The organism is Saccharopolyspora griseoalba (assembly GCF_042665275.1).
GTDB lineage: Bacteria > Actinomycetota > Actinomycetes > Mycobacteriales > Pseudonocardiaceae > Saccharopolyspora > Saccharopolyspora griseoalba.
In genome coordinates this window covers 95,382-121,665 of record NZ_JBHTCJ010000014.1, presented here as the reverse complement: position 1 = coordinate 121,665, position 26,284 = coordinate 95,382, and the positions used below count along the sequence as shown (strand labels likewise).

The window sequence follows — 26,284 nt, the reverse complement described above, 5'->3', positions numbered from 1 at the left end:
GAACTGGACCTCCGCCCCGGGGGCTCGTCGTCCCTACTATGACCCGCAACACACAACGTGGCGACCGAGTCCGGCATCGCGGACCAAGCAGTCACGGACCCTCCGGGCACCTGCCGAGCAGTCCGCGACGTGAAATCCACACGCGGTCCCTCGTCCCGATGTCAATGCCGAACACGGCTGACTGGCCGAACCGGTACCGGGCACTACCCGCACCTGTCGATGACCGGCGTCATCCCGGTGCAGCAGCCGGAAGGAGCAACTCGTGGAAGAACGAGCGCAGCTTTCCAAGACACTGAGACCGCAATGGGTATGGGCGATCGCGCTGGGTTCCGCGGTCGGATGGGGCAGCTTCGTCCTGCCCACCGAGTGGATCGCCACCGCGGGACCGCTGGGAGCCGTCCTGGGCTTGCTCATCGGCGGCGCGCTCATGATCGTAATCGCCGTCAGCTACGGGTTCCTCATCCGGGAGGTTCCGGTTTCAGGTGGCGAATTCGCCTACGCATACCTGGGATTCGGGCGAACCCACGCGTACGCGTGCGGTTGGTTCCTGGCCCTGGGGTACTTCTCCATCGTCGCGTTGAACGCATCGGCCCTCGGCGTGCTCGCGAAGTTCACCGCGCCCGCTCTCGTCGAGTGGGGACGCATGTACGAGATCGCCGGCTGGGACGTCCACTTGGGCGAGGTGCTGATCACCACCGTCGCTCTCGTGTTGTTCGCCGTGCTCAACGTGCGCGGTTCAACGGTGTCCGGCAAGGTGCAGTTCGTGTTCGTGCTGACCATGATCGTCGGAGCGGTGCTGCTCGCGATCGGAGTCCTCGTTCACCCCGGTACCACGTTGAGCAACGCCCTGCCCTGGTTCGCACCGGACATCCCGCCTTGGTCCGCCGTACTCGCGATCGTCGCGATCGCGCCGTGGGCCTACGTCGGGTTCGACAACGTCCCGCAGGCGGCCGAGGAGTTCAACTTCGCACCGAGCAAGGCGTTCCGGCTGATCGTGTTCGCCCTGCTCGCAGCGGCGCTCTTCTACTCCATGATGGTCCTGGCCACCGCGGTGGCCATGCCCTGGAGGAGCCTCGTCGCATCGAACGCGGCATGGGGAACCGCCGACGCCGTCGCTGGACTGTTCGGGGCACTCGGAATTCTCGTCCTCTCCGTTGCCCTGTGCATGGGAATCTTCACCGGGCTCAACGGGTTCTACGTCGCCGCAAGCCGCCTGATGTTCTCCATGGGGCGGGCGCGCATCCTGCCGAGCTTCTTCGGTCGAGTGCACCCGCGGTTCAACACGCCTGCGGCCGGCATCATCTTCACGGCCGTGGTTTGTCTGATCACACCCTGGTTCGGGAGGCAGGCTCTCCTGTGGATCGTGGACATGTCCGCCGCCGGGGTCGCAATCGCCTACACCTACACCTGCGTGGTCGCCTACCGCCTGTTCCAGTGGCGCAGCACCGGGGCCGCCGCGACGGCCCGGATTCCCACCACTCCCGCCGTTGCCCCGGTGAAGAAGTTCCTGAGCTTGCTCGGGACGCTGCTCGGGATCACGTTCCTCGGCCTTCTCCTCCTCCCGATATCGCCCGCAGCGTTGAGCCTGCCGTCCTGGGTCGCCTTGATCGCGTGGACCGTGCTGGGCGTCGCCTTCTACCTGGTGCGGGCGAGAACGATCCAGCAGATCCCCGATCAGGAGATGGACCACCTCATCCTGGACGCGAACGCCCCTGACGACGGGCCCAGCGTTCCGGAGCCGCGGATCGAACGCGGAGGAGCTGAGCGATCGACGACGGCCAGTCCTGCTCCGGTGGAAACCGGAACCGCGGATCCTCCCCCGTGATGGCGCGAGGAAGACTGGGCCGGTGCCGTCCCCGCGGGGGCGGCACCGGCCCAGTCTTCCTCGCCTGAAGGCGGACAGCCGACTGCGCAGCGACGTCGCGGATCGGGTGAGGACGGGCCGGGCCCGGAGTTCTCGGCCGCGAGCGCGTGTGACGCGGGCGAGAACCAGCAGGGAATGCCGAGGAGTCCGCTACCGAGTGATCGGGCGGGGCTGTGCGCACGACGCGGAAACCGATGGCAGGTGCGAGGCGGCGATCTCGCTGCGGGAGCGGGTTCTACCGCTCGTTCTCGCCACACCGAGATCGATGGCCGGACGGCACCGGGCATGCGGGGTCGGAGCCCGCTCCGCCGGCCGCAACATCTCCCTCAGCGCAACGCCTGCACGGCGCTGACCACCGCGAGGGTCGCCATGTCGGACGCGGTGCATCCCCGGGAGAGGTCGTTGAGAGGGGCCCGCAGGCCCTGCAGGATGGGGCCGAGGGCGCGGGCCCCGCCGAAGCGCTCGGTGATCTTGTAACCGATGTTGCCCGCCCCCAGGTTCGGGAAGACGAGGACGTTCGCGCGTCCCGCTACCGATGAACCGGGGGCCTTGTGCGCGCTGACCGCCTCGACCACCGCGGCGTCGAACTGCAGTTCCCCGTCGACTAGCACGTCCGGGAGACGGTGGCGGACCAGGCCTGTGGCCTTCCGCACCGTCGTGACCACGTCGTGCTCCGCGCTGCCGTGCGTGCTGAACGACAGCATCGCGACCACCGGGTCGGCGGCCACCAGGGACCGGTGGGTTCCCGCAGCGGCGACCGCGATGTCAGCGAGCTGGTGCTCGTCCGGGTCGGGGACCACGGCGCAGTCGGCGAAGGTCAACGCGCTCCCGTCCGGCAGCACCATGACGAAGCTGCTGCTCAAGGTGTGCACACCGGGCTGCAGTCCCACCACTCGGATTCCCGCGCGCAGCACGTCTGCCGTGGGGCGGGCGGCACCGGCCACACCGCAGTCCACCAGCCCAGCGCGCAGGGCCGCCGCGGTCAGGAAAACGGGGTCACTCGCCGCAGCGCGCTGCTGCTCAGCGGGCTTGCCGGTGAAGGCCTCCTCGAGTGCCGCGCGGACCAACGGCTCGGTCGCCAGCTCGTCGACGTCGAGCACCAGATCTTCGGGGACGTCTTCGCGGGTCGTATCCAGGATCTGGTCCCGTCGACCCACCAGCCTGGGTGCCAGCAGCCCTTGCGCGCGCAGTTCCAGGGCCGCCTCCACGGCGCGCGGGTCCTCCCCGTCGGCAAGGGCGACGCGCGCACCGCTTCCGCGCACCACCTGCTGCCACTGCTCGAACAGCGCGTCGCCACCGCCGCATCCCGCGGCATCGGATGCTGCCGGACGCATCACGCCCTCGACCATCACGAACATCCCTTCCAGGACGGAGAAAGCCCCACCGGCTCGGAAATCGCGAAAGAGGGGTTGCAGGACGGAAACCACCGCTCGAGAAGGCGGAACTGTCTCAGGGTTTTCGAAGTCGTCCTGCCCCGAGAACGGTTTCAGCAGAGGACCTGCCGCGGATCCGCTGCCGACCCCGGTGCCCCTTGAAGAACGCCTAGCTGACGACGGCGGGCAGGTCGGCGACGGATTCGAGCACGTGCGTGGCACCGTGCTCGGTCAGCGTCCGCGCGTCGTGGGCGCCGGTCAGGACCCCGGCGACCACGCTCGCGCCGGACCGGGTCCCGGCGAGCACGTCGTAGCCGGTGTCGCCGGCCACGGCCACCCGCCGCGGATCGATCACCCCGAAGTGCCGCGCGGCGGTCTGGATCATGTCCGGATGGGGCCGTCCCCGGCCCGCCTCCTCGACCCCCACCACGAGGTCCACCAGGTCGCTCCACCCCAGCCGTTCCAGCAGCCGCTCGCGCGTTCCACGTGCGAACCCCGTCGTCAAGCAGACCCGAACGCCCGCGTCCCGCAGCGAGCCGATGGCGTTCTCAGCTCCGTCGACCGGTTCGCAGCTGCGCGCCACCAGATCGTCGTAGCAGCGCTCGAAAACCGCGTTCGCGCGCCGGGCGCGATCCGGCTCGCCGGGAAACAGCGCGCAGAACACCTCGATCTTGGACTGCCCCATCGTCTCCCAGACGTACCGCTGGGCGCGCTGGTGCTCGGCCGTACCCACCCGCACCGCGGCGTCGTCGAGCGCGCTGTCGAACGCCCGCTCGACCAGACCGTCGTCGCGCACCGTGGTCCCCGCCATGTCCAGCACCACGAGCTCGATTCCTTCTCCCACGTCGCCTCTCCCACGTCCGCATCAGTTCTTCGGTCTGCTCGGAACTCCGCCGGCGCGACCGCGTCACGTCGCGGACCGGGCGCAAACGCGCTCGCGCCGACCAGGCCCACGGCGTTCGCCACGATCGAGATCGACCGGTGCGCGCCCCGACCGGCTCCGCCGACGTCCCGCGCGACGCCGGGAAGCGCGGAACAGCCGTGTCCCCGACCACGATGCAACCGCGGATCGTGCCCGCCCGGTAGGTCCAGGCGACGTCGACCAGCAGGGACCAACTACCCGGCCTCGGGCGCCCGAGCCGCGGCGAGCTCCTCGTCCGTGACCTCGCCGAGCAGCCGCAGACCCTCATCGATGTTGCGTCGCGAGATGGCGGCGAAACCGATGCGGAAGTGGTTGCGGCCGCGCTCGGGATCCATGAAGAAGATGTCCCCGGGCTCGACGAGGATCCCGTGCTCCGCGGCGCGATCGACCAACCGGCGGCAGTCCAGGTCGGCTGGGCCGGTCATCCACAGGCTCACGCCGCCCGGCGGAAACGCCGACTGCTGCCACGGCAGGTGCTGGGCCACGCCCGCGCACGCCGCTTCCCACTTGCGCAGGAGTCGCGACCGGTAGCGACGCAGGGACCGCAGGTACTCGCCCGAATCGATCAGCAGCGCGAGGGCTCGTTGCAGGTGTCCCGACGGATGCCGACACACGTACCGGCGAACCTCCCGCAGCTCCTGCACCAGCGGTGGCGGCCCGACCAGGTACCCCAGCCGCAGCCCCGGTGACAGGAACTTCGAGAACGTGCCCAGGTACACCGCGTCGCCGCTGCTGTCCAGCGCCTTCAAGGCCGGGGTGGGGCGTCCCTGGTAGCGGAACTCGCTGTCGTAGTCGTCCTCGACGACCACCGTTCCGCTCTCCGCCGCGCGTTGCAGCAGCTCGTGCCGGCGACCGATCCCCAGCGTCACGTTGGTCGGGTGATGGTGACTCGGCGTCACGTACAGCAGATCGGTGTCCCGCAACGACTTCGGCGGTCGCATCCCGGAACCGTCAACGGGCGCCCCGCACACGGTCGCCCCGCTGCGCAGGAAGATGTGCCGGGCATCCAGGTACCCGGGGTCCTCGGTGGTCACCGTCTGGCCCGGCCCGAGCAGCACCCTGCTGAGCAGGTCCAGACCCTGCTGCGACCCGACGGTGACCAGGATTTCTTCGGGGTCCGCCTCGATCCCCCGCGACGGCAGCAGGTGTCTCCGGATCATCTCGACCAGCATCGGGTCGTCCGCGTCCACGCCGTCTTGCAGGCTGTGGTAGACGTGCGGGTGGAAGAGCGCGTCGCGCAGGCACCGCGACCACGACCGGGACGGGAACGCGCTGACATCGACCTGCCCGGCCACGAACGGGTACGGGTACTCGTGCCAGTTCGTGCGCTTGCGGATGTGTGGCACCTCGGAGTCCGGCGGCCGCCGGATCCGGCTCGACCAGTCGATGCGCGGCACGGTGTCGTGTTCCTGAGCGGTGCAGTGCTGACGCATCTCCGCGTTGACGAACAAGCCTCGCCGCTCCTGGCTGTCCACGAATCCCTCGGCGATCAACTCCTGGTAGGCCAAGTTGATCGTGTTCCGCGAGACGTCCAGCTGCTCGGACAGCTCCCGGGAGCTCGGGAGGCGGTGCATCGGATCGAACGTGCCCACCGCGATGCCGTGCTCGATCGCACGGCGCACTTGCTGGTACAGCGGTTCCCCGGACGTCCTGTCGATTTCGATCAGCGTTCGCGGCATTGCGGTCCCTCCCGGCGTTCCCGGGCACGTACCGAGCGGGGCACAGATCGCACTGCGGTCGCGTGCCCACCGCCCGGTGCCGCGCCGCACTCAGGTCAGCAGCTGCTCGGCGGGAGTGCAACCCATCCCGAATGCCTCGGCCACGCCCTCGTTGGTCACGTGGCCGCGAACCGCGTTGATCCCGCTGGCGAGTTCCGGCCTGACACGCGCCGCTTCCTTCAAGCCCCGATTCGCGATCTCCACGACGTATGGAAGCGTGATGTTGGTCAGCGCGTACGTCGAGGTGTTCGGCACCGAGCCGGGCATGTTGGCCACGCAGTAGAACACCGAGTCGTGCACCTGGAAAGTCGGTGCGTCGTGGGTGGTCGGTCGCGAGTCCTCCATGCAGCCGCCTTGGTCGACCGAGATGTCCACCAGCACGCTGCCGGACTTCATCCGCGACACCAGCTCGTTGGTGACCAGCTTCGGTGCCTTGGCGCCCGGCACGAGCACGGCGCCGATGACCAGATCCGCCTCGGTCACCGCACGCTGGACCTCGTAGCTGTTCGAGGTGGTCGTGCGGATGCGTCCCTGATACATCCGGTCGGCAGCGCGCAGCTTGTCGACGTTCTTGTCCAGCAGCTCCACGTCGGCCCACACCCCCGCGGCGACCGCTACCGCGTTCATCCCCGCGACCCCCGCGCCGAGCACGGCGACGCGTGCCGGACGCACGCCGGAAACACCGCCCAGCAAGGTTCCGCGCCCGCCGTTGACGCGCATCAACGACTGCGCTCCGACCAGCGGTGCCAGCCGCCCGGCCACCTCGCTCATCGGGAACAACAGCGGCAGCGACCCGTCCGGAAGCTGCACCGTCTCGTAGGCGACGCCGGTGACACCTGAGTCCAGGAGCGCCCGCGTGCACTGCTCGCTCGCCGCCAGGTGCAAGAAGGTGAACAGCACCTGATCCCGCCGCATCCGGCCGTACTCCTCGGCGATCGGTTCCTTGACCTTGAGCACCAGTTCGGCCTGCGCCCACACGTCGTCAGCCGATTCCAGCACCTTCGCCCCGGCCGCTGCGTACTCGTCGTCCGAGATCGAGGAACCGACGCCGGCCCCGCGTTCGACCACGACCTCGTGTCCGTGCGAGATCAACTCGTACACGCCGGCCGGCGTCGCGGCGACCCGGTATTCGTGGTTCTTCAGTTCTCGCGGAACACCGATCTTCATCTGCCACTCCCTTGCCCTGTCGTCGGCTTCCAGCTGGAAGAGCTATCCCCGCGATGCGGGGTGGGATAAGGCTGACGAACCTGCTGGAACCGCGAGAAGCACCAGAACGTGCCGCACCGATGGGTCCAGCCGCGAGTCGGCTGGCCCCTCCGAACGCCCGCCTTCTGGCTCTGCCCCGCGCCGTCCGAGCTGAGCATCGTGGGAGGTGGCGGCAGCGTTCCCGATCACCAGGGCCGACGCGCCGCGACCGTCCGCAGCCAACGAAGGAGGAAGCGTGGACACCGCAGAGCTCAGAGATAAGGCCCGCCGTCATCTCGGGCCGCACTTCACACGCGGACAACGCTGGCGCGCTGCGGAGATGCCCGTGTTCGTGCGCGGCGAGGGCTGCCACCTCTTCGACAGCGAGGGGCGCCGCTTCCTCGACGGGCTGTCGGGGCTGTTCTGCGCCAACCTCGGGCACAGCCGTGGCGACATCGTCTCGGCAGCCAGCAAGCAGATGGACTTGCTGCCCTACTCGACCAACTGGGGCTCGGCCCATCCACCTGCGGTGGAGGCCGCCTCGCTCATCGCCGAACTCGCTCCCGGCGACCTCACCACGACGTTCTTCGTCAACTCCGGCTCCGAGGCCGTTGAAAGCGCCCTCAAGCTCGCCCGCCAGTACCACGGCAGCAACGGGCAGCCCCAGCGAACCAAGATCATCAGCCGGAACATGGCCTACCACGGCACCACCATGGGGGCGCTGTCGGTCACCGGTATCCCGAAGATCCGAGCACCGTTCGAGCCGCTGCTGGAGGGCGTCCGGCATGTGCCCAACACCCTGGGGCTGACCGGTGACTGCGGCCCGGCCGCGGATTTGGACTGCGTGCGCAGCATCGAGCGGGTCATCGCCGAAGAAGGCGCGGAGACCATCGCTGCGATCTTCGCCGAACCCGTCCAGAACGGGCGAGGCGCACTCGTCCCGCCGGAGGGCTACTGGCCCGAACTGCGCCGCATCTGCGACGAGCACGGCATCCTGTTGGTCTCCGACGAGGTCATCTGCTCCTTCGGACGCCTCGGCTCGTGGTTCGGCAGCGCCCGCTACGGAGTCACCCCGGACCTGATCACGTTCGCGAAGGGGTCGACCGCCGGCTACGCCCCCCTCGGCGGTGTCGTCGTCCGCGAGCCGGTGATCGAGCGGCTTTTCGACCAAGGCAACCGAGCGGGGTTCACCCACGGCGCCACGTGGGGTGGCCATCCGGTGGCCACCGCCGTCGCCGCCGCCACGATCAACGCGATGCGCGAGGAGTCGATCCTCCCCAACGTCGAGCAACGCGGACCCCAGCTCCGCTCCGGGCTCGAATCCCTTCAACGCGCGCACCGGTGCGTCAAGGACGTTCGCGGAACCGGGCTCTTCTACGCGGTCGAGCTGACGGCCGACAGCAGCACGGGCCGCGAACTCACCGACGAGCAGTCCACGCGAGTTCTTCGCGAAGTCCTGCCGAATGCCTTCGATCGCACCGGCGTGATCCTGCGCGGGGATGACCGCGGCGCCACCATGCTCATGGTCTCGCCGCCGCTGATCTCGGACGAGGAAGTCCTCGGCGAACTGCTGGCGGGCATCGACGGGATGCTCTCCGACGTCGAGGCCGCGGTGCCTGCCTGATCCCGGCCGGGGTGGGTACGTCCGGGCGGACGTACCCACCCCCGCCCGCCTCGATCGACTCCGTTGCATCTGGCCGAGAAGCGCGGTCCCGCCCGTGACCGGAAGAACGACCGCACGGGGCTGAGCACGCGAGATCACAAGTAGCCCCATCGACGGTGGCGCTGAGCGCGATCTACGCCACCCGAGCAGTGGAATCCCATTTCACCGATCGAACTGCCGCCGAAATTCGGGAGCTGCGATGCCTGCGTACGACCACCCCACCGAATCCGTGTTCACCTGGGCCGCGCCGCCGTTGAAGTTCGGGCCCGGCGCAATCACCGAGATCGGCGAGGACCTCCAATCGCTCGGCGTGGGCGAGGTGCTCGTCCTGACCGACCCAGGAGTGCTGGCGACCGGTGTTCCCGACCGGGTCGTGGACTCCGCCAAAGCGGCCGGGGTCTCGGCCGACCTGTTCGACGGCGTCACGATCGAACCCACCGACAGCAGCATCGCGGCGGCGGTGGAGTTCGCCCGCAGCGGGAACTGGGACGGCTACGTCGCGGTCGGCGGCGGGTCGGCCATCGACACCGCCAAGGCCGTCAACCTGCTGACCACGCAGCCCGGCACGCTCATGGACCACATCGCTCCCCCGTCGGAGCCGGCAAGGCTCCCGAGCTCCCGCTCAAGCCGTTGGTGGCGGTGCCTACCACCGCCGGGACCGGCTCCGAATCCACCACGATCTGCGTCGTCGACCTCCTCGAGCACAGCCTCAAGGCAGGGGTCAGCCATCCCCGACTGCGCCCCGATCTGGCGGTGGTCGACCCGATCACCACGGTGAGCATGCCGCCGCAGGTCACGGCTGCCTCCGGGATGGACGTGCTCACGCATGCGCTGGAGAGCTACACGGCGGTGTCCTTCGACGCCCGTCCGCCGTTCCCCGGAGCGAAAGCGCGGGCTGCCTTCTGCGGCGCCAACCCGATCAGCGACACGTGGTGCGAGAAGGCCATGGAATCGATTGGGAAGCACCTTCGCCACGCCGTCCACAACGGCCACGACCTCGACGCTCGTTATGCGATGGCGTTCGCCTCGGCCGTGACCGGAATGGGCTTCGGGAACGCGGGCACTCACATCCCGCACGCCAATTCCTACCCCATTTCCGGAAGCACGCGCGGGTATGAAGCCGACGGTTACCCCTCGATGCCGATGGTCCCGCACGGCCAGGCCGTGGCTTCGACCGCGATGGCGGCCTTCCGCTACACCTTCGCGGCCGACCCGCAACGGCACCTGCGCGCGGCCGCGCTCATCGCCGGACGGCCCGTCGATCCCTCCGAGGGGGCAGAAGCGCTGCCGCGCGTTCTGGCAGATCTGATGCGGGACATCGACATGCCGAACGGTATCGGCGCGTTCGGCTTCACCGAGTCCGATCTCGACGCGCTGGTCGACGGAACGATGAAGCAATCCCGCCAGCTGTCAGTGGCTCCCCGTCGGCTCACCCCCGATGCGGCCGAGGGGATCTTCCGGGAATCGCTTCGAAACTGGTAGCGAGCGCGCACGCTGCGGCCACGCAGATCGCCTGCCGTCCCCCGGCTTTCGACATGGCTCGATCTCCGTCGGCCAGCAGCCGAGCGAAGCGGGCCCCCGACCGCAGCTGCGCACCGGCCACACCACCACCGGCAACGGTGATCGCCATGCAGCGGTATCCACCTCAGCAGACACCTGATCACAGCGCGAGAACTGCGAAAATGCGCGTGCTCGAACGCGTCGGTCTCGTCGATGCGGCTTCGCGTCGGTCGACCACGGGACGCAATCGTGATCAGAGACGCCACCGGCGCCGTCTCAACGATCCCTCCTGCCGTCGCAGCTGGTGCCGCGTCGCGGATGACGCCGGGGCGCTGGTCTCCTCAGCGTGAGTTCTCGGGCAACACCGCGTCCGTCGCGGATCCGCGGGTGGGCTCGCCGGCGAGGTCCTCGTCCTGCAGCAGCGGGTCGCCCGCGGTTTCGCGCAGGGAGAAGGCCGCGATCAGGCCGATCACGGCGGCGACCATGAGGTAGGGGCCGGGGACGAGCGTGCTGCCGGTGAGCGAGATCAGCACCGTCATCAGGTACGGGACCGTCCCGGCGAACAGGGCGGCGGTGAGGTTGTAGGCGATGGACAGGCCGCCCTGGCGGGTGCGGGTCGGGAAGACCTCGGCCGACCACACCGCGTAGGTGCCCAGGATCGCGGCGAGGACGACGCCCAGCGCGAGCCCGCCGACCCAGGTGCCCACCACGCCCGTGCGCATCAGCGCGTAGGCGGGTGTTGCGAGGACGAACAGCGCGATGCCCGCGCCGATCAGGACCGGCCTCCTGCCGAGCCGGTCGGACAGGTGGCCGAACGCCGGGACGAGGGCCAGCCCGAGGAGGGAGATGACCGTGGACAGGGCTGCCGCGCTGCCGGAGGAGTGGCCGAGGTGGTCGGTCTCGTAGGTGACCAGGTAGGTGAGCACGGCGTAGAACGGCACGTGCATCATCGTCATCAGGCCGGCGGCCTGGAGCAGCTGCTTGCTGTTGTTGCGGAGGAGCTCGCGCACCGGGCTGCGGGGCACGTTGTCGGTCGCCTCGAGAGCGCGGTACTCCGGGGTGTCCTCGATCTTGTTGCGGATGACGAATCCGATGACGCCCAGCGGGGCTGCGATGAGGAAGGGAATCCGCCAGCCCCAGGTGGAGAGCTGCTCCTCCGAGAGGCCCACCGACAGCAGCAGGAAGACGAACGAGCCGGCGAGGAAGCCCAGCAGAGAACCGACTTCGAGCCAGCTGACGCCGAACCCGCGGCGCCGCCGCGGGGCGTACTCGGCGAGGAAGCTCGCGGCGCTGCCGAACTCACCACCAGCGGCGAAGCCCTGCAGCAGGCGCAGGAGGACCAGCAGGAGCGGAGCGGCGATCCCGATGCTCGAGTAGCCGGGCAGCAAGCCGATGGCGAGCGTGGCGCCGGACATCACGAAGATGACGACCGAAAGCGTGCGCTTGCGTCCGATCCGGTCGCCGAGCGGCCCGAAGACCAGTGCTCCGATGGGCCGGATGCCGAACGACACCGCGAAGACCCCGAACACGGCGAGGAGCCCGGCGGTCGCGTCACCGGCGGGGAAGAACACCGCGGCGATCGTGCTCGCGAGGTAGGCGTAGGCGGCCCAGTCGAACCAGTGCACGAACACGCCGACCGCGCCTGCTGCCACGCTCCGGCGCAGCATCGCGGGATCGGCCATCGCGTCGGTCAGCTCCCCGCCCGGGGCGGATTCGTGTGCGGTCATGGGTGGCCTCCTCGGACCGGCTTTCGGATGACGCTAGAAGCGAGCCTCGGCATCTAACAAGAAGAAATAATCAAAGCAATGCATCGATCAGACAGATGCAGAATGGTCGACCTGGGCCGACATGCGGGCCTGATGAGGCTGCAACAGCGACCTCACCGCGCAGCCCGGCATCACCCGGGGCCCCGGGTGAGGGCTTGCGGTGTGGTCAGCGCGCCGAGCTGCTCCTCGGTCAGCAGCTGTTGCTCCCTCACCAGCTCCAGCGCGGGCCGACCCGTTCGGTGGGCCTCCAGCGCGATGGCGCACGCCGCTTCGTGCCCGAGGGCGGGGCTCAGCGCCGTCACCAGGCCGACGGAGGTGGCCACGGCGTCCGCCGGGCTTTCCCGGCGGGCGGTGATGCCGCGAACGCAGTGCCGGGTGAGCACGCCGATCGCGGAGGTGAGGTGATCGAGCCCGGACGTCAGGGCTCGGACGATGATCGGTTCGAAGGCGTTGAGCTGCAACTGCCCGCCTTCCGCGGCGAGGGTGACCGTGACGTCGTTCCCCACGACCTCGAAGGCGACCTGGTTGACCGCCTCGGGGATGACGGGGTTGACCTTGCCGGGCATGATCGACGAACCGGCCTGTCGAGCTGGCAGGGTGATCTCGCCGAGCCCGGCCTGCGGTCCCGAGGACAGCAGCCTCAGGTCGTTGCAGATCTTGGACAGCTTGACCGCGACCCGTTTCAGCACGCCGGAGAGCTGGACGAAGACGCCGACGTCCTGGGTCGCTTCGACGAGATCGGGCGCGGAGACGAGCGTCGGGATGCCGGTCAGGTCGCGCAGGTGCGCGATCGCGCGCTCCCGGTAGCCCGGGCGCGCGTTGAGCTCGGTGCCGATCGCGGTGCCGCCGAGGTTGAGCTCGTGCAGCAACGACCGGGCCTCGGCGAGGCGCTGCTCGTCCTCGCCGAGCGTGGCCGCGAACGCGCCGAACTCCTGGCCCGAGGTCATCGGCACGGCGTCCTGCAGCTGGGTGCGGCCCATCTTGATCACGTCGGCGAACTCGGTCGCCTTGGCGGCCAGCGCCTCGCGCAGTTCGGCGAGAACCGCGAGCAGCTCGCCGAGGTGGCCGTCGAGGGCGATCTTGACCGCCGTGGGGTAGACGTCGTTGGTGCTCTGCCCGAGGTTGACGTGGTCGAGCGGGTGGAGCGCGCGGTGGTCTCCTCGCTCGTGCCCGAGCAGTTCCAGGGCGCGGTTGGCGATGACCTCGTTGGCGTTCATGTTCGTCGAGGTCCCGGCGCCGCCTTGGATCAGGTCGACGACGAACTGGTCGTGCAGCCTGCCGCTCCTGATCTCGGTGCACGCCTCCGCGATGGCTTCGGCCCTGGTGCGATCGAGCGCGCCGAGCTCCGCGTTGGCCGCCGCCGCGGCCTGCTTGACCGTCGCCAGCGCCACCACGAGGTGATGTCGGTCGGCGAGGGTTTCCCGCGTGATGGGGAAGTTGACGAGGGCGCGCGCGGTGTGGGCTCCGTAGTAGGCCTCAGCGGGCACGCTGATCTCGCCGAGCATGTCGTGCTCGGTGCGGGTCGAGGCGAGGGACATCGTCGTCCTCCCGGGAAGGTGGGAACAGGGTGCGGACCGGGCGGCGGATTCGGAGCGGTCAGGAGCCCGTCGCCCGATCCACTCCGGTCCACGCCAGCGCGATCGCGCCGTCCAGCAGTGCCCGTTCGGCGACGCCGCCGACGCAGTGCGCGGCGAACTCGCGCTGGTGGTTGATCGCGGGCAGCGAACCGACGCCGATGTAGGGGTGGATCGCCGGCACCACCTGGGAGACGTTGCCCATGTCAGTGGAGGCGCGATTCATGCGCGATGCCGTGCCGTCCGGGGCGAACTCGCGCCCCAGGCGCGAGGCGTTGGAGCGGTAGGCCGCCAGCGCCGCCTCGTCGGCGCGGAACTCGGCGTAGGGCTTGCTCTCCGGCTCGACGGTCAGCTCGCAACCGGTGGCCAGCGCACCGGCTTCGAAGGCGCGCAGCACTCGCGGTTCCAGCTCGGCGAGCTCCGCGAGGGTCTCGGCGCGCACGTACCAGCGGCCGGTGGCGTGCTCGGGAACCGCGTTCGGCGCCTCGCCCGCGTGCGTCACGATGCCGTGCACCCTCGCCGAGGCGGGGATGTGCTGGCGCAGCAGACCGATCGCGACCTGGGCGACGGTGAACGCGTCGGCGGCGTTGACGCCTGCTTCGGGGTAGGCCGCGGCGTGCGCGGACGTTCCGGTGTAGGAGATCTTCGAGTGGCTGACGGCGAACGGCCGCGCCTCGGCGACGTCCACGGGCGCCGGGTGCACCATCATCGCCAGGTCCACACCGGCGAAGGCCCCGCGGTCGAGCAGCTCGACCTTCCCGCCACCGCCTTCCTCGGCCGGCGTGCCGTAGACCTCCACGGTCGCCCCGATGTCGTCGGCGACGGCGGCCAGCCCTAGCGCAGCGCCCACCGAACCGGCCGCGATGAGGTTGTGGCCGCAGGCGTGGCCGAGGCCGGGCAGCGCGTCGTACTCGGCGCACAGCGCGATGCGCCTGGGCCCGGTGCCGAAGCTCGCGTGGAACGCCGTCTCCAAGCCGAGGTAGGCCGGTGTGACGGCAAATCCGGCGCGGTCGAGCAGCTCCGGGACCGCCGCAGCGGCGCGGTGCTCCTCCCACGCGGTTTCGGGATCGGCGTGCAAGCGCTCCGACAGCAGGACCAGCTCGTCGGCGTGCCGTTCGATCTCGGTGCGAGCTGCGGCTTTCAGCGCCGTCACGACTCGTCTCCCGGCACGCCGTAGGAAGGCGCGGAACCCGGGTGGAGGCCTCGGGTGACGTAGTCGTCGCGCTGCGGAAGCCACACGTCGAGCAGCTCGGCGAGCCGGCCGATCGGGTCCTCGTCCCAGTCCACCCGGAGGTCGGTCACCGGCCAGTCCACATCGGACACCGCGACGAGCCCCGCGGAGCGGACCGGCCCCTCCTCTCCCCCGGCGTCCAGACCCGCTCGCAGCGCGGCGACGAGCCGCTGCTCCAGCTCTCCGGACTCCGAGGTGAACGCCTCGACGATGGACCGCGGGACGTGCTCGCCCGCGAGCATGTTGCCCGCCGCCACGACACCGTCCGCGGTTGCGGAGCCGTGGGTGCCCAACGTGCGGGCACCGCTGTAGGCGACGCCCGGCCCGGTCCGGCCCAGCGCGGTCAGCTGCCGGTACTCGATGTCGTCCGCGGACGTCACCTCGGTGATGGCTCGCGCGGCGTCGCCGTGCTCGGCGAGCCGGTCGAGGAGGCGACCGCCGAGCCGCGGGTCGGTGATGTTCTGCGAAGCCGCGGCTCCGACGCCGGGCCTGAGGTGCGCGACGCGCGCGGCGACGGCGGGGCTCGAGGAGCTGGCCGCGATGCCGAAACGCACTGCGCCGCCGGAGGTATCGCGGGCCACGATCGAGAACGTCACTGCTCCTCCTCCGGGATCACCGCGATGGCGTCGATCTCGCACAGCCACTCCGGCCGCGCGAGCGCGGAGACCACCACGCCGGTCGAGATCGGGTGCACGCCCCTCGTCCAGCGACCGACGGTGCGGTAGACGTCCTCGCGGTATCGGGGGTCGATGAGGTAGATGGTGAGCTTGACCAGGTGCTCCATCCGACTGCCCGCTTCTTCGAGCAGCGTTTTGATGTTGGCCATGGCCTGCTCGGCCTGGGCGGCGGCGTCGCCGATGCCCACCGATTCGCTGGTGTCGAGGTCCTGCCCGATCTGACCGCGGACGTAGACCGTGCCGTTGGCGACGACGGCCTGGCAGAGGTCGTTGTCGAGGTTCTGCTCGGGGTAGGTGTCGCGCGTGTTGAACGGGCGTATGCGGCGATGAACAGTCACGTCGGACCTTTCCTGGCGGGAGTTCTCGGACGGATCGGCGACCTACCGGCCTCACCCTGTCCCCGCCGCCCGCCTTCTGTCCAGTAGATGTTTCAGTACCAATGCATCAAAAATTCTGATGCGACTCCACCCCCGGACCGCTCCGCCTCTGCCCGAGCGAGGATTGGATCGAAAAATCAGATGTCGAGCTCCAAAAACATCTGTTGGACACAGGATCTGACCCGCGGCAAGGATCCGGTGAGACGCAGAGAGGCGCGGCCGGCCCCAACGGTCCGCGCCCCGGAGTGGAGGTCTGGATGTCGATCCAAGAGGTGGAGGCCCTCGTCGTGGGCGGGGGCCAAGCCGGCCTGGCGATGAGCGAACACCTGAGCAACTGCGGCGTGCAGCACCTCGTGCTCGAACGCGACCGCATCGCCGAGCGCTGGCGTTCGGAGCGGTGGGACTCGCTGGTCGCGAACGGCCCCGCGTGGCACGACCGCTTCCCCGGCCTGGAGTTCGTCGACCTGGCTCCCGACGCCTTCGCCTCGAAGGACCAGATCGCGGCCTACTTCGAGGCCTACGCGGAGAAGATCGCCGCGCCGATCCGGACCGGTGTCGAGGTGACGTCCGTCCGGAGGCACGCGGGACGACGCGGCTTTCGCGTGGAAACCTCGGACGGCACCATCGACTCCCGGTTCGTCATCGCGGCGACCGGACCGTTCCAGCGCCCCGTGATCCCGCCGATCGTGCCGCGCGACGCCGGCCCCGCCCAGATCCACTCGAGCGACTACCGCAATCCGGAGCAGCTGCCCGAGGGAGCCGTGCTGGTGGTGGGCGCCGGCTCGTCAGGAGTTCAGATCGCCGAAGAGCTCCGCCGGTCGGGGCGATCGGTGTACCTGTCGGTGGGTCCCCACGACCGACCGCCCCGCCGGTACCGCGGGCACGACTTCTGCTGGTGGCTCGGGGTGCTCGGGAAGTGGAGCGCCGAGACGCCTCCCTCGGGCGCCGAGCACGTCACCATCGCGGTCAGCGGAGCGCGCGGCGGGCGCACCGTCGACTTCCGCGCGCTCGCCCAACTCGGCATCGAACTCGTCGGGATGACCAGCGAGTTCGACCGGGGAACCCTCCGCTTCGCCCCGGACCTCGGGACCAACATCGCGAACGGGGATGCGAACTACCTCGCGCTGCTCGACGAAGCCGACGCCTTCGTCGAGCGCAACGGCCTGGACCTCCCGGAAGAACCCGGCGCCCGCGCCTTGGGGGCGGATCCCGCTCGCGTGACCGACCCGATCCTGGAGCTCGATCTCGCCGCCGCGGGGGTCGGCTCGATCGTCTGGGCCACCGGCTACGCCGTGGACTACGACTGGCTGCAGGTCGACGCGTTCGACGAGAACGGCAAGCCCCAGCACCGCCGCGGCGTGTCCTCCGAGCCCGGCGTCTACTTCCTCGGACTGCCCTGGCTGGCGCACCGCGGATCGAGCTTCATCTGGGGGGTGTGGCACGACGCCAAGTTCGTGGCCGACCAGATCGCGATCCAGCGCGACTACCTCGGCCGCGTGCCCTGACCCGCCGACCGGCTCGCGGCCGGGCAGGCGATTCGCCCTTCCCGGCCGCGACGACGTTCAGCGGGCGTAGAGCCCGCGGCAGAGCTCCCGGAACTCCTGCGCCCGCCGGGTGAGGCGGACCCCGCGCATCGAGGCGACGACGATCTCCAGCGGCCGGACGTCGTCGGTCAGCGCGAGCGCCACGGCGCGCGCGCCCGAGTACGTGGATTCCGACTCCGGGCGCTGGTTGAGGAGCGCGAATCCGTGGCCGCGCGCGACGAACGCGCGGACGGTCTCGAACCCGGACGTCCGGTGCCGAACCCTCGGTTCCACACCCGCGTCGCTGAGGATCGACTGCAAGTACTCCCGGCTGTGCGGCAGGTCGAGCAGCACCATCGGCTCGTCGGCCAGGTCCTGCAGGGACACCTCGCGGCTCTTCCGCTGCGCGAGCCGGTGGTCCCCGCCGACGATGACGTACGGCGGCACCGTGCCCACGACCTCGCGGTCGATGTCGTCGTCCAGGTCGTAGCCGTACAGCAGGGCGAGCTCGGTTTCGCCGGAACGCAGCGCCGACTTGAGCGCGTGGTGCTCGCCTTCGCGCAGCGACAGGTGGACCTGCGGGTGCCGGGCCTCGAACTCCGCGAGCAGACCGGGCAGCCGGAACGGCGCGAGCGTGGCGAAGCAGCCGACCGTCAGCGTCCCCACCAGCTCGGTGCCCGACTGCCGGGCCGTCTCGACCAGCTCGGCACCGTGCGCGAGGAAGTCCAGAACTCGCTTGTAGAACGCCTCGCCCGCCGTGGTCAGGCTGAGCCCTCGGGCGTGGTGGCGCAGCAGGAACTGCACCCCCATCTCCTTCTCCAGCTGCGCGATCGCGGTGGACACGGCCGACTGCGACACCATGAGCTCGTTCGAAGCAGCGGTCATGCTGAGGTGCCGGGCGGCGGCCTCGAAGTAGCGCAGCTGCACGAGGGTGAAGGCTGGCTCGTTCATGGAGCCATCCTGCCTCGCGCGCCGGGGTTTCGGCACGCGGGTCGCCGCGGGCGCCCATCGGGCGCGCGTCGGCTCATGGGATGGTCGCGCAGCCGGTGGCCTGCCGGGCGCACTCGGCGAGCAGGTGCTTGGCGGTGCTGCGCTCGACGGAGGTGTTGTTGCTGATCAGGTGCAACCCGAGCCCGTCCTCCAGCGCGACCAGCGTCGCAGCGATCTCGCGCACCGGCCGGGACAGCGTGAACCGGCCCGTCGCGCGGCCGATCTCCAGCACCGCGGCGTAGAGCGCGACCTCGCGGTCGTACAGCCCGGTCATGAGCGCGGCGTGCTCGGAACTGCGGTCGGCGAGCCCGTGCATCTCGTAGAGCGCGCTGGCGACCTCGTCGTCCTGCCCGGACGGCAGACCGGTCTCGATCGCCGCGGCGAGCTTGAGCTCGGCGCTCTCGGCCGCGTCGACGGTGTCGACCCGGTGGTGGTAGAAGCGGTCGGCCACCGTGCGGTGCACGTCGAACATCAGCTCCGCCAGCTCCGGGTAGTGGTAGAGCACCGATCCCGGCGACACTCCCGCCGCCGCGGCGATGTCGCGGATGCGGACGTTGTCGCGCCCCCGTTCGTTGATCGCCCGCAGCGCGGCGTCGATGAACTGCTCCCGTCGTGCCTGCTGTGTCCTCGTGCGCGTCACGTCCACCATTATTGATCCGTTGTTTCAGATTTTTCAATCGCTATCCATCTATTGACATGCGTCTTCGCTGAATATTTGAATCAGCGTTCAAAGTTGCTCAGCTCAAAGGAGAGCCATGCCAACGTTCACCCACGAGCAGTGGCGCGAGGCGGCTGCGGGTATCACCCCGCGCGACTCCGCGTTCATCGGGGGCCGGTTCACCGCAGCGCTCGACGGCGGCACGTTCCCGACCGTCGACCCCGCTACCGGTCGCACCCTCGCCGAGGTCGCCGAGTGCGGTCCCGCCGACGTCGACGCCGCCGTGGCCGCGGCCCGCGAGCGCTTCGAGTCCGGGACCTGGTCGTGCGCCAGTCCCGCCGAGCGCAAGCGGGTGCTCCTGCGCCTGGCCGACCTGATCGAGCAGCACGGCGCGGAACTCGCGCTGCTCGACTCGCTGGACATGGGCAAGCTCGTCACCGATGCGCACGAGATCGACGTGCCCGGAGCAGCCGGTCTGTTCCGCTGGTACGCCGAGGCGATCGACAAGGACTACGGCGAGATCGCACCGACCGGCGCGGGAGATCTGGCCCTGGTCCGCCGCGTCCCGCTCGGCGTCGTCGGCGCGGTCGTGCCGTGGAACTTCCCGCTCGACATGGCCACCTGGAAGGTGGCGCCCGCCCTGGCCGCCGGTAACTCGGTGGTGCTCAAGCCGGCCGAGCAGTCCCCGCTGTCGGCGCTGCGGCTCGCCGAGCTGGCCGCCGAAGCCGGGCTGCCCGATGGCGCTCTCAACGTGATCCCGGGACGCGGCGAGACCGCGGGCCGCGCGCTCGGCCTGCACCCGGACGTCGACTGCATCGCCTTCACCGGCTCGACCGCGGTGGGCAAGCTGTTCCTGGGCTACGCGGCCGAATCGAACCTCAAGCAGGTGTGGCCGGAGTGCGGCGGCAAGAGCCCCAACCTCGTCTTCGCCGACTGCGCCGACCTGGACGCGGCCGCCGAAGCCGCCTGCGCGGGGATCTTCTTCAACCAGGGCGAGGTCTGCTCGGCCAACTCCCGCCTGCTCGTGGCCCGCGAGATCAAGGACGAGCTCGTGGCCAGGATCGCGAAGCGGGCCGCCGACTACGCGCCCGGCGACCCGCTCGACCCCGCGAGCCCGATGGGCCCGGTGGTCGATGCCGCGCACGCCGAGCGGGTCGCCAGCTTCATCGAGGACGGTGCGCGCGAAGCCGAGCTGGTCACCGGCGGAGGGCGCCGCGACTGCTTCGTGGAACCGACGGTCTTCGACGAGGTGGCGCCCGGCTCGCGCATCGAGCGCGAGGAGATCTTCGGGCCCGTGCTCTGCGTGACCGCCTTCGACGACGAGGCGCACGCGATCCGGTTGGCCAACGACAGCAGCTACGGCCTGGCCGCCTCGGTCTGGACCGCGGACCTCTCCCGCTCCATGCGCGTCTCCGATGCGCTGCGCGCGGGAACCGTCTCGGTCAACAACGTCGACGCGCTGAGCCCGCTGACCCCGTTCGGGGGCTTCGGCCAATCGGGCTTCGGGCGCGATCTGTCCGCGCACGCGATCGAGAAGTTCACCGGCCTGAAGACCACGTGGATCAAGTACTGACGAACGCGCCTTCGGGCCGCAGCGCACCTGACCAGCACCGAGGAGAATTGGGGAGCACCATGTCCGCGGAATCGAGCGCGACCGCCACCGTCGAAGAGCTGGCGAAGCGCCACCTCGTCATGAACTTCACCCCGGCGACGAGGTATCGCGACGAGACCTTGCCGATCTTCGCCCGAGGTGAGGGCTGCTACGTCTACGACGAATCGGGCAAGCGGTACTTCGACGGGCTCGCCGGGCTGTTCTGCACCCAGCTGGGCTACTCGCACGGGGCCGAGGTCGGCGAGGCCGTCGCCCGGCAGATGAGCGAACTGCCCTTCCAGACCACCTGGAGCGTCGCGCACCCGCCCGCGGCGAAGCTGGCCGCGGAGCTCGCCGAGCTCGCCCCCGGCGACCTGAACCGGGTCTTCCTGACCTCCAGCGGCTCGGAGTCCAACGAAGCCGCGATCAAGCTCGCCCGGCAGTACCACATCAGCCGGGGCGAGCACTCCCGGCGGAAGTTCGTCGCCCGCCGGGTCGCGTACCACGGCACCAGCTTCGGAGCCATGTCCCTCAACGGCATGGTGCAGGTCCGCAAGATGTTCGAGCCGCTCATGTCCGGCGTCCGGCACGTGTCGAACACCAAGCGGTACCGGCGGCCCGACCAGGAGACCGAGAAGGAGTTCACCGCGTTCCTCCTGGCCGAGCTCGACGCGCTGATCCAGCAGGAGGGCGCGGACACCATCGCCGCCATCGTCCTGGAGCCGCTGCAGAACGCCGGGGGGAGCCTCGCCCCGCCCGCGGGCTACTTCCAGGGCGTGCGCGAGCTCTGCGACCGGCACGGGATCCTGCTGATCGCCGACGAGGTGATCACCGGCTTCGGCAGGCTCGGCGAGTGGTTCGGTTCGATCCGCTACGGGTTCCAGCCCGACATCATCACCTTCGCCAAGGGGATCGCCTCGGCCTACGTCCCGCTGGGCGGGCTGATCGCCGACGACCGGATCATCGAGACCGTCCTCGATGGACCGGCCGGGATGTACAACCACGCGCTCACCTACGGCGGGCACCCGGTAGCCTGCGCCGCCGCGCTGGCCAACCTGGAGATCATGCGCCGATTGGACGTGCTGGGCAACGTCCGGGCCACCAGCGCGACGTTCGCCACCGAACTCGAACGGCTGCGCGCGAACCCGATCGTCGGCGACATCCGAGGCGACGGCTACCACCGCAGCCTGGAGCTGGTCACCGATCCCGCCGCGAAGTCCTGGGCGGCGGAACAGCTCGACGCGACCGAGTTCGTCAACGGGCACCTGGCCCCGGCCGCTGCCGAAGCGGGGGTGCTGTGCCGCCTCGCCGCGGATTCCGAGGGCAACCCGCTGCTGCAGCTCTCCCCGCCGCTGATCGCCGATGCCGCTGCGATCGGCGAGCTGGTCGGACTGGTCGAGCAGACCCTCACCCGCGCCACCGCATCGGCCGGGCTCCGGTGACCGGGCGCGATCCTCGCGGGTAACCGGACCGCCCCGCGGTCCGACGCGCTCGCGCACCGGACGTGGCGGGCTCGAACCGGTGGGTCCGGCAGCGAGCCCGCCCGAGCACCGCCTCCAGATGTCCTGAGATCCGGCCGCGCGGCCAGGCAGATCGAAAGGTTTCCCATGTCCCAACCACATCTGCAACGCGCCCTGGGCTTCTGGGGCGCCCTCGTCACCGGCATCGGCCTCGTGGTCGCGGCCACCACCCTGACCTCGCTGGGCAACGCCTTCGGGCTCGGCGGTCCGATGTTCGCCGTCGCCGGATTCGCGGCCCTGGTCATCACCACCTTGATCGCGTTCTCGTACTCGGAGCTGGCGACGCTGATCCCCGGTGCCGGGATGATCGGGGACTACACCGCGCCCGCACTCGGGCGCGGTCCGGCCGTCTTCGGGGTGCTCGCCGGCTACATCGTGCTGGTGGCCACGGTCGAACCGGCGGAGCTCGTGGTCTCCGGGCTCGCCGCCGAGCACCTCGTGCCCGGGCTCTCCCCCACCGCGTTCGCGGTCGGGCTCACCCTGGCGTTCACCGCCGTCAACCTGGTCGGCGTCAAATCGTTCGGCCGGGCCCAAGTCGTGGTGACGGGCTCGATGATCGTCGTCCTCATCGGGTTCGGCGCGCTGGGGTTGCTCGGTCTCGGAGGTGGCGACCCGCTGCCGAACCCGGCGCCCGCCAACCCCGCCGGGTGGGCGGGCGTGACGCAGCTCGTGGCGATCGGTGCGTACCTGTTCATCGGCATCGAGTTCATCTGCCCGATGAGCGAGGAGATCCGGAACCCGGGCCGGATCATCCCGCGAGCGATGATCACCGGGCTGGTGATCGTCTACCTGGTGGACATGGCCTTCGGATTCGCCGCGCTGCGCTACGTGGGTCTCGAGGAGCTCGCGAACTCCTCGACCCCGCACCTGCTGGCCGCCGAGGGCATCGCCGGACGCACGGGGCTGGTCGTGCTCACCGCCGCGACCGTCCTGGCGTCGGCGAGCTCGGTGTCGGCGATCCTGGCCGCCGTGCCCCGCATGCTCTACGGGCTGGCCCGCAAGGGGATGCTCCCGCGGGCGTTCGCCTGGGTGCACCCCCGGTTCCGCACGCCGTGGGTGTCGGTCCTGGCCGTCACGGCGATCATCGTCGGATCGCTGGTCACGATCGCCGACAGCGACGCGATCCTCGACCTCGTGCTGGTGGCGACCGTCATGTGGCTGGCCTCGTACATCCTCGCCCAGATCGACGTCATCGTGCTGCGCCGCCGCTACCCGTCGGCCGCGCGCCCGTTCCGGTCCCCGCTGTTCCCGCTCCCGCAGGTGCTCGGCATCGGGGCGTGCGTCTGGATGATCATCGGGATCCACCCCGATCCCGCCACGCGCGCGACGATCTGGGCCGGCGCCGGCATCTGCACGGCGCTGATCGTCGGCTACGCCGTCATCTGGCTCAAGCTGGTCAAGAAGGAGCCGTTCTTCTCCCCGACTCCGCTGGATTCGGGCGAGGACCGGCGGACCGGAGCGGCGCGTTGACCGCCGGGCGCGGGCTGGACGACCTCGCCGCGCGTTCCCTGCAGCAGCAGGCGTCCCCCTTCGACCGGGCCGGTTGCAGCGTCGAGGCCGGAGAACGCGCGCTCGAGGTCCGCGCGCCCGGTGTCACCCTCGCGCTTCAATACCGCACCCAGCGCTACTTCTTCGCGCGCATCCACCAGCTCCGCGCCGTCGCGGAGCTCGTGGCCGACGGACCGGACGAACCGTGCGAGCTCCAGCTGGAGGTGCGCAACCGCAGGCGCGGCTCGTTCCGATGGCGCGGCGCACCCGGTGCGGCGGGACTCGTCGACGCGCTGAACCACGGCTCCTGCGCGCAGGCGACGAGCGATCTCGTGAGCTCGGTCGACCTGGTCGAGTGCAGCCTCCGCTGGTTCCCGCGCGACCGCACCTGGCAGGTTCGCATCGAGCCCTACGCAGGCAGCCAGGTGCGGCTCCTGCTCCCGCCGCTCCGCGACATCAGCACCCTCACCGCAGCGGAGGCCGGGGTGGTCGTGCGCATGGCACGTGCGGTGTCCGCGGCACTGCGCGGCGCACCGGAGCCGGCTACCACCTGACCGAAGGGACGACTGATTTTCAGTCCAACCTGACGCGGTAGCGAGCGCCGAGCGGGCGAGCCCGGCGTCGAAGGGCACGCACCTCGCCGTCGCGGGCACGCGCAGTACCCTCGGCGTCGAAAGCGGCCTCGGGCTGCCGGTACCGATCTCGGCGGGGGCGACCTCGCCCTGGACGAACGGCCGACCACGAGGCGGTCTCCACGAAGGCGCCGCCCGGCTGGCGTGATCTAACCGGAATGGACGGACGCATGCGAGAGCTTCAACTGCCAGACGGTGACCGACTTCCCGTCCTGGGGCAGGGCACCTGGGGCATGGGAGAACGGCGAGCGCAGCGCGCAGCCGAGGTCGCAGCGCTGCGGCACGGGATGGACCGCGGCCTCCAGCTGATCGACACCGCCGAGATGTACGGCAGCGGCGGTGCCGAGGAGGTCGTCGGCGAGGCGATCCGCGGTCGGCGCGACGACGCGTTCCTGGTCAGCAAGGTGTTGCCCAGCAACGCCGGTCGGCGGGCGACGATCCGCGCGTGCGAGGAGAGCCTGCGGCGGCTGGACACCGACCGCCTCGACCTGTACCTGCTGCACTGGCGGGGCGGCACCCCCCTGGCCGAGACCCTCGACGCGTTCGCGGAGCTGCAGGACAGCGGCAAGGTTCGCCACTTCGGGGTCAGCAACTTCGCACCCGATGACATGGCGGAGCTGTTCGAGCACGAGCTCGGGCGGCGGAGCGCCACCGACCAGGTGCTCTACAACCTCACCAGGCGCGGCATCGAACTCGACCTGCTGCCGTGGTGCCAGCAGCGGGATCTCCCCGTCATGGCGTACTCGCCGATCGAGCAAGGTCGGCTGCTGGACCAGCCGGTGCTGCAGCAGATCGCGGAACGCCACGCGGCCACCTCGGCGCAGATCGCGCTCGCGTGGGTGCTCGCCCGCGAGGGCGTGTGCGCGATCCCCAAGGCGGCCACCACCGCGCACATCGACCAGAACCTGCAGGTCCTGGACCTGCAGCTGTCCGAGCACGACCTCGGCGAACTGGAACGGGCGTTCCCGGCGCCGAACCGCCCGGTTCCGCTGGAGATCCTCTGACGAGCGGAAAAGATCGGCCCAGTGCTGCCGATCCGCCGCCGCGCGGCTGGGTGCGCCCGGCCGCGCGGCGGTCCGGCCGCAGCCGCCGGAGCGGCGAACGCGAGCTGGTCGGTCTGGCGTCGTTCAGCGCTGGTCGAGGCGGCGGTAGCGGGTCGGGGTCGTGCCGGTGGTGGCGCGGAACTGCCGGTTGAAGTTCGACAGGTTGGTGAAGCCCACCCGGTAGCAGATGTCCGAGACGGGTAGGCCGGTGGTGCGCAGGAGGCGGGAGGCTTCCGTGACGCGCATGCGGCTGACGGTGCGGCTGAAGCCCACGCCGGTGGCCTTGGAGAACAGTCGGGAGAAGGCGTCGCGGCTCAGGCCGACCTCGGCTGCGACGTCGCGGAGCAGGATCCGGTCCGCGAGGTGGTCGGTGATGTAGTTCAGCGCCTGGTTGAAGCGCTCGGCCTCGTCGACGTCCAGGCGGTACGAGCCGCCGTGGCTGTCGAGGTAGCGGCGGTCGGACTCGGGGGATTCGGCCAGCACGCACAGCAGCTCGGCGACCGCGGCCAGGCGGCGCAGGCCGAAGGTGTCGCGCACCGCTTCCACGGCAGCCGCGCCCTCGACCGCCGTGCGGCCGCTGAACTCGATCCCGCGGGCCGCGTCGTCCAGCAGGGGGCGCAGCGACTCCAGTTCCGGCAGGTTCTCGGCCGCGGCGAAGAACCGGTCCCGGTCGAACTGCAGGACCGCGTCCCGCTGGCGCACGGTGTCGGCGCCGTCGAGGTGGGAGATCCAGTTGTGCGGCAGGAACGACCCGATGAGGCTCAGGTGACCGGGCTCGAACGGGCCGACGTAGTCGCCGACCATCACCGTCCCGGAGGACTCGCGGATGAGGTGGACCTCCACCTCGGGGTGGTAGTGCCAGCGGGCCAGCGGATGCGGCCAGTCGTGCTGGTGCCACCGCACGGAGCTCGACGGATCCGGGACCACGAGCTCCCGCACCGGGGAGGTGGACTCGTTCGCCGAAGCGCTCCGGGCGGTGGCACCCACGG

20 protein-coding genes and 1 pseudogene are annotated in these 26,284 nt (G+C 70.2%); 9 read left to right on the top strand and 12 right to left on the bottom strand.

Annotated features, from left to right (window positions below; all coding sequences use genetic code 11):
* The first annotated feature begins 262 nt into the window (after positions 1-262).
* On the top strand, positions 263-1,825 hold the full coding sequence (locus ACFQRI_RS22860; RefSeq protein ID WP_380671880.1) for an APC family permease: 1,563 nt from the start codon (positions 263-265) through the stop codon (positions 1,823-1,825).
* Positions 1,826-2,190: 365 nt separating this feature from the next.
* Here the strand turns inward: ACFQRI_RS22860 and ACFQRI_RS22855 are convergent, their stop codons facing one another.
* The 4 genes from ACFQRI_RS22855 to ald form a co-directional block, all read right to left on the bottom strand.
* Positions 2,191-3,222, bottom strand: coding sequence for a phosphotransacetylase (locus tag ACFQRI_RS22855; protein WP_380671878.1), 1,032 nt, complete (start codon positions 3,220-3,222; stop codon positions 2,191-2,193).
* Positions 3,223-3,406: 184 nt separating this feature from the next.
* Positions 3,407-4,081, bottom strand: a complete 675-nt coding sequence (locus ACFQRI_RS22850) for a phosphonatase-like hydrolase (RefSeq protein ID WP_380671876.1) — start codon at positions 4,079-4,081, stop codon at positions 3,407-3,409.
* Between the two features lie 272 nt (positions 4,082-4,353).
* Entirely contained in the window at positions 4,354-5,838 is a 1,485-nt protein-coding gene (pdxR, locus tag ACFQRI_RS22845) for a MocR-like pyridoxine biosynthesis transcription factor PdxR (RefSeq protein ID WP_380671874.1), read from the bottom strand.
* A 90-nt stretch (positions 5,839-5,928) separates the two neighbouring features.
* Positions 5,929-7,044, bottom strand: coding sequence for an alanine dehydrogenase (gene ald, locus ACFQRI_RS22840; protein WP_380671872.1), 1,116 nt, complete (start codon positions 7,042-7,044; stop codon positions 5,929-5,931).
* A 274-nt stretch (positions 7,045-7,318) separates the two neighbouring features.
* On the opposite strand from ald, the gene ACFQRI_RS22835 reads away from it, so the two are divergent.
* Complete coding sequence (locus tag ACFQRI_RS22835; protein WP_380671870.1) at positions 7,319-8,686, top strand: aspartate aminotransferase family protein; 1,368 nt, start codon at positions 7,319-7,321, stop codon at positions 8,684-8,686.
* A gap of 238 nt (positions 8,687-8,924) precedes the next feature.
* Positions 8,925-10,207 (top strand): annotated as a pseudogene (locus tag ACFQRI_RS22830) (hydroxyacid-oxoacid transhydrogenase).
* Between the two features lie 359 nt (positions 10,208-10,566).
* On the opposite strand, the gene ACFQRI_RS22825 reads toward ACFQRI_RS22830, so the two are convergent.
* The 5 genes from ACFQRI_RS22825 to ACFQRI_RS22805 all read right to left on the bottom strand — a co-directional run bounded on the left by ACFQRI_RS22825 (position 10,567) and on the right by ACFQRI_RS22805 (position 15,811).
* Positions 10,567-11,952, bottom strand: a complete 1,386-nt coding sequence (locus tag ACFQRI_RS22825) for an MFS transporter (protein ID WP_380671868.1) — start codon at positions 11,950-11,952, stop codon at positions 10,567-10,569.
* A 170-nt stretch (positions 11,953-12,122) separates the two neighbouring features.
* Positions 12,123-13,529: an aspartate ammonia-lyase gene (locus tag ACFQRI_RS22820; protein ID WP_380671866.1), complete on the bottom strand. Its 1,407-nt coding sequence runs from the start codon at positions 13,527-13,529 to the stop codon at positions 12,123-12,125.
* A 58-nt stretch (positions 13,530-13,587) separates the two neighbouring features.
* Complete coding sequence (locus ACFQRI_RS22815) at positions 13,588-14,718, bottom strand: M20 family metallopeptidase (RefSeq protein WP_380671864.1); 1,131 nt, start codon at positions 14,716-14,718, stop codon at positions 13,588-13,590.
* A complete protein-coding gene (locus tag ACFQRI_RS22810) occupies positions 14,715-15,392 on the bottom strand; it encodes a DUF1028 domain-containing protein (protein WP_380671862.1) in 678 nt (225 codons plus the stop codon). The genes ACFQRI_RS22815 and ACFQRI_RS22810 overlap by 4 nt, the downstream gene beginning before the upstream one ends.
* Positions 15,389-15,811 (bottom strand): RidA family protein, encoded by a 423-nt coding sequence (locus tag ACFQRI_RS22805; RefSeq protein ID WP_380671860.1) that lies wholly within the window; start codon positions 15,809-15,811, stop codon positions 15,389-15,391. Before ACFQRI_RS22805 ends, ACFQRI_RS22810 begins: the two co-directional genes overlap by 4 nt.
* A gap of 296 nt (positions 15,812-16,107) precedes the next feature.
* Here ACFQRI_RS22805 and ACFQRI_RS22800 point away from each other — a divergent pair, with 296 nt between their 5' ends.
* Positions 16,108-17,355 carry a flavin-containing monooxygenase gene (locus tag ACFQRI_RS22800; protein WP_380671858.1) on the top strand — a complete coding sequence of 416 codons (1,248 nt, stop codon included), beginning with the start codon at positions 16,108-16,110 and terminating at the stop codon, positions 17,353-17,355.
* Positions 17,356-17,412: 57 nt separating this feature from the next.
* Here ACFQRI_RS22800 and ACFQRI_RS22795 read toward each other — a convergent pair whose 3' ends face one another.
* Positions 17,413-18,324 (bottom strand): LysR substrate-binding domain-containing protein, encoded by a 912-nt coding sequence (locus tag ACFQRI_RS22795; RefSeq protein WP_380671856.1) that lies wholly within the window; start codon positions 18,322-18,324, stop codon positions 17,413-17,415.
* 73 nt (positions 18,325-18,397) lie between these two features.
* Positions 18,398-19,003, bottom strand: a complete 606-nt coding sequence (locus tag ACFQRI_RS22790; protein WP_380671854.1) for a TetR/AcrR family transcriptional regulator — start codon at positions 19,001-19,003, stop codon at positions 18,398-18,400.
* A 115-nt stretch (positions 19,004-19,118) separates the two neighbouring features.
* Here ACFQRI_RS22790 and ACFQRI_RS22785 point away from each other — a divergent pair, with 115 nt between their 5' ends.
* From ACFQRI_RS22785 to ACFQRI_RS22765, 5 genes are all read left to right on the top strand, one after another.
* Positions 19,119-20,594, top strand: a complete 1,476-nt coding sequence (locus ACFQRI_RS22785; RefSeq protein ID WP_380671852.1) for an aldehyde dehydrogenase — start codon at positions 19,119-19,121, stop codon at positions 20,592-20,594.
* A gap of 59 nt (positions 20,595-20,653) precedes the next feature.
* Positions 20,654-22,054 (top strand): aspartate aminotransferase family protein, encoded by a 1,401-nt coding sequence (locus tag ACFQRI_RS22780; protein ID WP_380671850.1) that lies wholly within the window; start codon positions 20,654-20,656, stop codon positions 22,052-22,054.
* A gap of 165 nt (positions 22,055-22,219) precedes the next feature.
* Positions 22,220-23,602: an APC family permease gene (locus ACFQRI_RS22775; RefSeq protein WP_380671848.1), complete on the top strand. Its 1,383-nt coding sequence runs from the start codon at positions 22,220-22,222 to the stop codon at positions 23,600-23,602.
* Entirely contained in the window at positions 23,599-24,174 is a 576-nt protein-coding gene (locus ACFQRI_RS22770) for a DUF3156 family protein (protein ID WP_380671846.1), read from the top strand. Before ACFQRI_RS22775 ends, ACFQRI_RS22770 begins: the two co-directional genes overlap by 4 nt.
* A 248-nt stretch (positions 24,175-24,422) precedes the next feature.
* Positions 24,423-25,256 carry an aldo/keto reductase gene (locus ACFQRI_RS22765; protein ID WP_380671844.1) on the top strand — a complete coding sequence of 278 codons (834 nt, stop codon included), beginning with the start codon at positions 24,423-24,425 and terminating at the stop codon, positions 25,254-25,256.
* 123 nt (positions 25,257-25,379) lie between these two features.
* On the opposite strand, the gene ACFQRI_RS22760 is transcribed toward ACFQRI_RS22765, so the two are convergent.
* Entirely contained in the window at positions 25,380-26,282 is a 903-nt protein-coding gene (locus tag ACFQRI_RS22760) for a helix-turn-helix domain-containing protein (RefSeq protein WP_380671842.1), read from the bottom strand.
* Between the last annotated feature and the right edge of the window lie 2 nt (positions 26,283-26,284).